At 72.9% G+C, this 6,214-nt stretch carries 8 protein-coding genes; 7 read left to right on the forward strand and 1 reads right to left on the reverse strand.

Features of this window, described 5'->3' with window-relative positions:
* Positions 1–77: 77 nt before the first annotated feature.
* Positions 78–425, forward strand: coding sequence for a hypothetical protein (locus KUG38_RS04185; protein WP_216919249.1), 348 nt, complete (start codon positions 78–80; stop codon positions 423–425).
* Here KUG38_RS04185 and KUG38_RS04190 read toward each other — a convergent pair.
* Entirely contained in the window at positions 355–1,206 is an 852-nt protein-coding gene (locus KUG38_RS04190) for a tetratricopeptide repeat protein (protein ID WP_216919251.1), read from the reverse strand. The genes KUG38_RS04185 and KUG38_RS04190 overlap by 71 nt on opposite strands.
* Before the next feature lie 117 nt (positions 1,207–1,323).
* Here KUG38_RS04190 and patR point away from each other — a divergent pair, with 117 nt between their 5' ends.
* The 6 genes from patR to KUG38_RS04220 form a co-directional block, all read left to right on the forward strand.
* Positions 1,324–2,037 (forward strand): heterocyst master regulator PatR, encoded by a 714-nt coding sequence (gene patR, locus KUG38_RS04195; protein ID WP_216919252.1) that lies wholly within the window; start codon positions 1,324–1,326, stop codon positions 2,035–2,037.
* 1 nt (position 2,038) lies between these two features.
* Entirely contained in the window at positions 2,039–2,680 is a 642-nt protein-coding gene (locus KUG38_RS04200) for a M41 family metallopeptidase (protein WP_216919254.1), read from the forward strand.
* Complete coding sequence (gene larC / locus KUG38_RS04205) at positions 2,677–3,912, forward strand: nickel pincer cofactor biosynthesis protein LarC (RefSeq protein WP_216919256.1); 1,236 nt, start codon at positions 2,677–2,679, stop codon at positions 3,910–3,912. The genes KUG38_RS04200 and larC overlap by 4 nt, the downstream gene beginning before the upstream one ends.
* The gene (locus KUG38_RS04210; RefSeq protein ID WP_286195600.1) at positions 3,909–4,991 is read left to right on the forward strand and encodes a lysylphosphatidylglycerol synthase domain-containing protein; all 1,083 of its coding nucleotides are present in this window, start codon (positions 3,909–3,911) and stop codon (positions 4,989–4,991) included. The genes larC and KUG38_RS04210 overlap by 4 nt, the downstream gene beginning before the upstream one ends.
* Positions 4,992–5,023: 32 nt before the next feature.
* On the forward strand, positions 5,024–5,491 hold the full coding sequence (locus KUG38_RS04215; protein ID WP_094584898.1) for a Fur family transcriptional regulator: 468 nt from the start codon (positions 5,024–5,026) through the stop codon (positions 5,489–5,491).
* A gap of 393 nt (positions 5,492–5,884) precedes the next feature.
* Positions 5,885–6,214 (forward strand): urea transporter (locus tag KUG38_RS04220; RefSeq protein ID WP_216919258.1); only part of this gene is annotated, 330 nt, incomplete at its 3' end.

Genomic DNA, 6,214 nt, shown 5'->3' on the forward strand with positions numbered 1-6,214 from the left:
TGGCGACTGGGCGGGGAACCGGCAAAGGGCCCTTATCATGAAGCTCCTGGTGATTCGACCCTCCGCCGGCAGGAGCCATGAACCGTTCGTTTTCTCTGCAGGCCTGCGCGGCCGGCGTCGGGGCTCTCGCCCTGCTGATGGCCGGTGAGGCCCGGGCCCAGCAGGCCGGCTACGGCCAGACCCTCGGTACCAGCATCCAGGAGCGTCAGCTCTATGACTACGGGCCGAGCAAATCGGGATCCGGCAGCGGTTCGATCCTCGACAGCACCAACCCGCTTGACCTGATGAACAAGCTGAAGCGCAGCACCGCCCTGGACGACGCCACGCCCCCCAGCTCCGCCATCGATCAGGCCCTCAGGGAGTTTGACGCGAAGGCGCCGAAGCCGGCGCCGGCGGGGTCGGCCGGGCAGCTGAAGGGGATCTGAGCGGCTCGAGCCCCCAGCTGGCCGCCAGCTTGTCGAGCCTCGGATCTGGCTTGTCGGGATCGGGGCTGCGCAGCCTTGCCTGGGCCAGGGCCTCCTGGGCCCCCTTGGTGTCCCCCTGGTCGTGGCGCAGCATGGCCAGACCCAGCAGGGGGCGCTGGTCCTGGGGGAACAGGTTGGCCAGCTGCAGGTAGGTGGCAGCTGCCGTCGTCGCCTGGTCCCGTTTGAGCTGCAGTTCCGCCAGCAGCAGGCCGATGCCGAGGGCTTCCGGCCTCACGTCGGGTTTGATCGCCATCCCGTAGGCCGCCTTGACGCGGGCCTCCGCGGCCGCGCCGCGCCCCTGCTCCAGGTTCAGCAGGCTGAGCAGCTGCAAGGCCTCCACCTGGGTGGGACGCAGGTTGAGGATCTGACGCAGTTCCCGTTCGGCGCCGCTGCTGTCGCCCTGGTCGCGGCGCAGCTCGGCCAGCATCAGCCGCAGGGACCAGCGCTCGGGCTCCCGGTCGGCCATCGGCTCGAGCAGGCCGACGGCCTCCCCCTTGCGGTCGAGAGCGACGAGCAGTTCCAGCAGCCGCTGACGGTCGGCCGGGGTGGCCTCATCGGCGTCGAGCCGCAGTCGCAGGCGGGTGGCCTCCTTGGTGAGCAGCGTCCGCTTCGGATCGGCGCTGGCCTGGGTGGCCGACTGGCGGTGTCCTAGCCACCAGCCTCCCCCGAGGGCCAGGATCCCGACCAGGCTGACGGCCAGCAGCGACCAGAGGCCGCTCAGGCTTCGGTTCGGGGAGGGCATCCGTTGACGGTGTGGGCTCGGTGTCGCGACCGAGTCTGGCCTGGGCATCGCGCTTCCGCTGCTGCTTACATTGACCCGGGCCAGTCCAGGTACCGCCACGGGGTTTTTCCTTCCACCATGCGCCAGCATCCCATTTCCCCGGTCACCGAGCCGCTCCAGTACCGGGCCATCGGAGTGGTGCGCGGGTCCTACGTGCCAGCCGATCCTGCCCAGCTCACCAGGGGCGTGATCCGCACGGCCGAGGGCACCGAAATCGAAGCCGTGGTCCTCGGCCGCCTGCTCACCCTGATGCGCCGGCATCTAGATCTGGAGACCCCCCATCTGTGGGTCGTCTACCCCCGCTCGCGGGAGGAGAACCAGCTCCACCTGCAGATGGTGGGGGTGTGGGAGCCCAGCACCCTCTCGACGCCAGGGGCCGAAGCCGCCGCGGGCGAAGCCGATGGGCCCACCGCCGAGGCGCCCTCGGCCGCCGACCAGCTCCCCGAGGGCGACGACTATTTCTCGATCCGCGGCGAGCTGATCTTCACCCGCCCCGAGACCGGCGATCTGGTGATCAAGGTGCGGCAGCAGCCCCGCCCCGACGGCAACCGTCCGGTGCCGTTCAAGCTCCAGCTGCGCGGTGAGATTCCCTTGGAGCACCTGCGCCATTTCGTCGCCCTCGACCTGCGGCGCCAGGGCCAGCAGCTCGCCGTCGAGCGTTTCGAGGTGATCGGCCCGGTGGCCCAGCGGGGCAACCGCGGTGGTCGGGGGGCCCGCCGACCCGGGGCTGACAAGGGCGGCCCGGCCAAGCCCAAGGGCCATGACCGGGCCGTGACCCGCCAGGGCCGCTGAGATGACCAGCGGTGCCTTCACGGCCGGGGTCGTGGTGTTGCTGCTGAGTCTTGCCGCCGTGGTCGGTCCGCTGGTCGGGCTCTCCCCCTGGTGGGTCACCCTGCTGGTGGCCCTGGGCCTGGGTTCCCTCACTGTTGACGCGGCCCGCTTCGGCGGGCGGGGCGGCCACCTGCTGGCCGAAGCCCTGCCCGGCGGTGCCTGGCGCCTGCGCCGCATCGCCGTGCACGAGGCCGGCCATGCCCTGGCGGCGGACAGCGACGGCCTGGCGGTCCGGCGGGTGCTGGTGGGCAGCCTGGCCTGCCTGCGGGCCGGCGTCGACAGCGGCGGCTGCACCGAATTCGCCCTGCCCGAGAGCGTGAAGCTCTCCGCCGAGGACCTGCGCCGCTGGAGCCGGGTGCTGCAGGCCGGCATGGTGGCCGAGACCCTGGTCTACGGCGACAGCGTCGGCGGCGACGACGATCGGGCCCTGCTGGGTCGTCTCTGGGGCCTCTCCGGCTTCGACGTCGAGATGGCCCGGCTGGAGCAGCGCCGGGCCCGCCGTGAGGTGGAGCAGGCCCTGCGGGAGCGCCGCGCTGAGATCGAAGCCGAGGCCGACCGGCTGCTGGCGGCGGCCCCCCGGTTCGGACGCCGGTCCCCTTCATGACCCTGGCCCTGCTGGATTGCCCCACCGGTCTGGCCGGCAACATGCTGCTGGCGGCCCTGCTGGACCTCGGCCTTCCCCGGGAGGTGATCGCGGCTCCCCTGGCCGCCCTGGGGCTGGAGGGCCGCTACCGGCTGCGGATCGAGGAGCGGCGCAGCGCCGGGCTGCGGGGACTCCACCTGGACGTGGAGACGCTGGAGCCCCAGCCGCACCATCGCCCCTGGGGGGCGTTGCGCGGGCAGCTCCAGAGCGCTCCCCTGGAGCCGGCGCTGCAGGAAAGGGTGCTGGCGGTGTTCGGGCTGCTGGCGGAGGCGGAGGCGGCGGTCCACGGCCACGCCGCCGAGGCCGTGGAGTTCCACGAGGTGGGGGCGATCGATGCCCTGGTGGACATCGTCGGCGTCTGCGCCGGGCTGCTCCATCTGGGGGTGAAGCAGCTCGTCTGCGGCGTGCCGCCGGCGGGCCACGGCCGTGTCGTCACGGCCCACGGGGCCCTGCCCCTGCCCGCCCCGGCGGTGCTGGAGATCGCCCGTTCCCGGGGGCTGCCGCTGGGCTCCAGTGAGGGCTTCCCCGCCGGCGAGCTCACCACCCCCACCGGCATGGCCCTGGCGGCCTGCTGGGCCGACCGTTTCGGCCCCTCCCCCGCGGCCCTGCCGCTGCGGGTGGGGGTGGGTCTGGGCAGCCGCGAGCTGGATCGGGCCAACCTGCTCCGGCTCACCCTGGCCCGTCCGCTGGGGGAGGCTGGTGCGGAGGGGGCCATCGAGGGGGGCAGCGAGGGGGGCGAGGTGCGCGAAGCCCTGCTGCAGCAGCAGGCCCAGATCGACGACGCCACGGCCGAGGACCTGGCCTACCTGGCCGAGTCCCTGCGCCGGGACGGGGCGCTGGAGGTGTTCAGCCAGCCGGTGGCAATGAAGAAGGGACGCACCGGCACCCTGATGACGGCCCTGATGCCCCCGGAGCTGGGGCCCCGGCTGCGCCGGGTGTGGTGGCGCCACGGCACGACGCTGGGGGTGCGGGAGCAGCTGCAGGACCGCTGGATCCTGCCGCGACAGAGCGAGACGCTGGCCACCCGGCTGGGGCCGGTGCGGATCAAGTGGGCCACCCTCCCGGACGGCCGTCGGCGGGCCAAGGCGGAGCACGCCGACCTCGTGGAGTTGGCCGGGCGCCTGGGATGCTCGATCGAGGAGGTGCGCGACGAGGTGCGTCGGGCCCTGGCCGCCGACGGGGGAGCCCCATGAGCGCCTGGTCCCGCCACTTCCTGGGCCTGGGCCAGCGCCTGGGGACCGGCCTCGGGGCCCTGCGGCGCCGGCTGCCGTCGCCCCCCACGCTGCCGGCCCTGCCCGGCGGCCTGCGCCCCTGGATCACCCTGGGCAGCATCGGCTTCGTGATGGCGGCCCTGCTCAGCCACGGTCGCCAGCTGGTGCAGCTTCGGCTCGATGGTCAGGGCTGGCTGTGGTTGCTCCTGGGCGTCGGCGTGAGCCTGCTCAGCCTGGTGGTCAACGGCCTGGCCTGGGGGGTGGTGCTGCGCTGGCTGGGCCTGCGCCCCGACTGGGCCGCGGTGGTGGAACTGCACGTGGCCACCAACCTGCGCAAGTTCCTGCCCGGGGGCATCTGGCATCTGGCCTCGCGGGTCCAGCGGCTGCGCAGCGAGGACACGCCCCTGGCAGCGCCGGTCGGCACGACCATGGCGCTGGTGGCGGTGCTGCTCGATCCCCTGGTGGCGGCGGTGGCCGCCCTGGCGTTGGTGCCCCTCGGCGGCTGGCAGGGCGGGCTGGGCCTGGTCTGTCTGCTGCCCCTGGCCCTGTTGCTGCCCCGCTGGCTCGACCCCCTGCTGGTGCGGCTGGAGCGGCGCCGGGCCCGGGACCTCGGCCTGGAGGAGGAGCTCAGGCAGGAGACGCCGCTGGAGCGGTCGACCGTGCTGCGTGGCTATCCCTGGCCGCCCCTGCTGGCGGAGATGGCCTTCGTGCTGCTGCGCTTCGCCGGCTTCTGCTGCTGCATCCAGGCCTTCGACCTGCCGCTGGCGAACGATGCCACCGTCTGGCTGGCGGGATTCGCCCTCGCCTGGACCGCCGGACTGGTGGTGCCGGGGGCACCCGGGGGCCTGGGGGTGTTCGAGGCGGTGCTGCTGTTGCGGATGGGGGTGGCCCTGCCGGAGGCGCCGCTGCTGGCGGTGGCCCTCAGCTACCGCCTGATCGTCACGCTCACCGATCTGCTGGGGGCCGCCCTGGTCAGCCTGGACGGCAGCCTGGCCCGGGGGGCGTCGTCCGGGCCGCCGACGTCGGCCAGCACACCGACATCAGACAGCCCTTCTCAATAGGCTCTAGTGTTGCGAAGGTCTGGGATCGCGTGGTGAACACTCCCCCCACCGGTCTGGCCCAGCCCCGCAGTCTGCGCACCACCCTGAACGACCGGGGCCAGCGGCTCACGCCCCAGCGTCAGCGGGTGCTGGATCTGTTCGAGCGGATCGGCGAGGGCAGCCACCTGAGCGCGGAGGAGGTGCACCTGCGTCTGGTGCGCAGCCAGGAGCGGGTGTCGCTGGCCACCGTCTACCGCACCCTGCGGCTGCTGAGCTCGATGGGGCTGCTGCAGGAGCTGGAGCTGCCAGAGGGGGGGCGCCGCTTCGAGCTGGCCGGCGACGCCCACCGGGACCATCACCATCTGGTCTGTGTCCGCTGCGGCCGCACCGAGGAGTTCGAGAGCGGTGCCGTGCTGGCGGCCGGCGAGGCGGCGGCCGGGACCTTCGGCTTCCGGCTGCTGGAGTGCGTCCTCAACGTCCGGGCCCTCTGTCCGGCCTGCGCGGCTGAGGAGCAGGGCTGAGGGGGGCGCCGGGACCGAGCATGGGCAGTTGCAGCTGCTGATCGGCCCAGTGGGCCGCCAGGGCCGCCAGCAGGCTGGACCGGTCGCCACGGATGCGAAGCATGGGGTGGAAGGGGGGGAGGTCGGCCTCCAGGCTGGGGCGCGTCCCCTGGGCCGGCGCGATCCATGGCACGGCTCCAGGCAGCGGATGACACCAGTGGATGAATCCGGCGGGAGGTGCGCAGCTCGTGAAGACCCGTGGCAGGGACCCGTCGAGCCGCCTAGACAGCAAAGGTGCCATGAAAGGGAGAGGCAAGTTCCGGTCTTCCAGAGCACGACTGCCCCTGCCGCCTGGATGGAACCCCATCCATCCACGGGCGATGGGGGCGTCCCTGTAGCCACGGTGCCCTGGCCATGAACCACACCGGCCCCCCGGACGCCCGTCCGGTTCATCAGCTCCTGCTCTCCCTGCTGGCGACGGAAGCTCCTGTCGCGCGTTGGTACGAGCGGTTGCTGCCCTGCAGCGGCACCCTGCCCCAGCTCACCAGTCGCTGGAGGCATCGGCGCGCCGTCGCTGCCGTGGTGGCGGCCTTGCGCAGCCTGGGCCAGGTGATCTTCATCAACAATCCGCTCAGCGGCCTGCTGCTGCTGCTGGCTCTGCTGCGTCAGTCGCCGTCGGTGGCGCTGTTCGCTGGCTTCGGAATCGTGGCCGCCCACCTGGCGGCCAAGGCCCTCGGCAGCTCC

This window comes from Synechococcus sp. CCAP 1479/9, assembly GCF_019038535.1.
Lineage (GTDB): Bacteria > Cyanobacteriota > Cyanobacteriia > PCC-6307 > Cyanobiaceae > Cyanobium.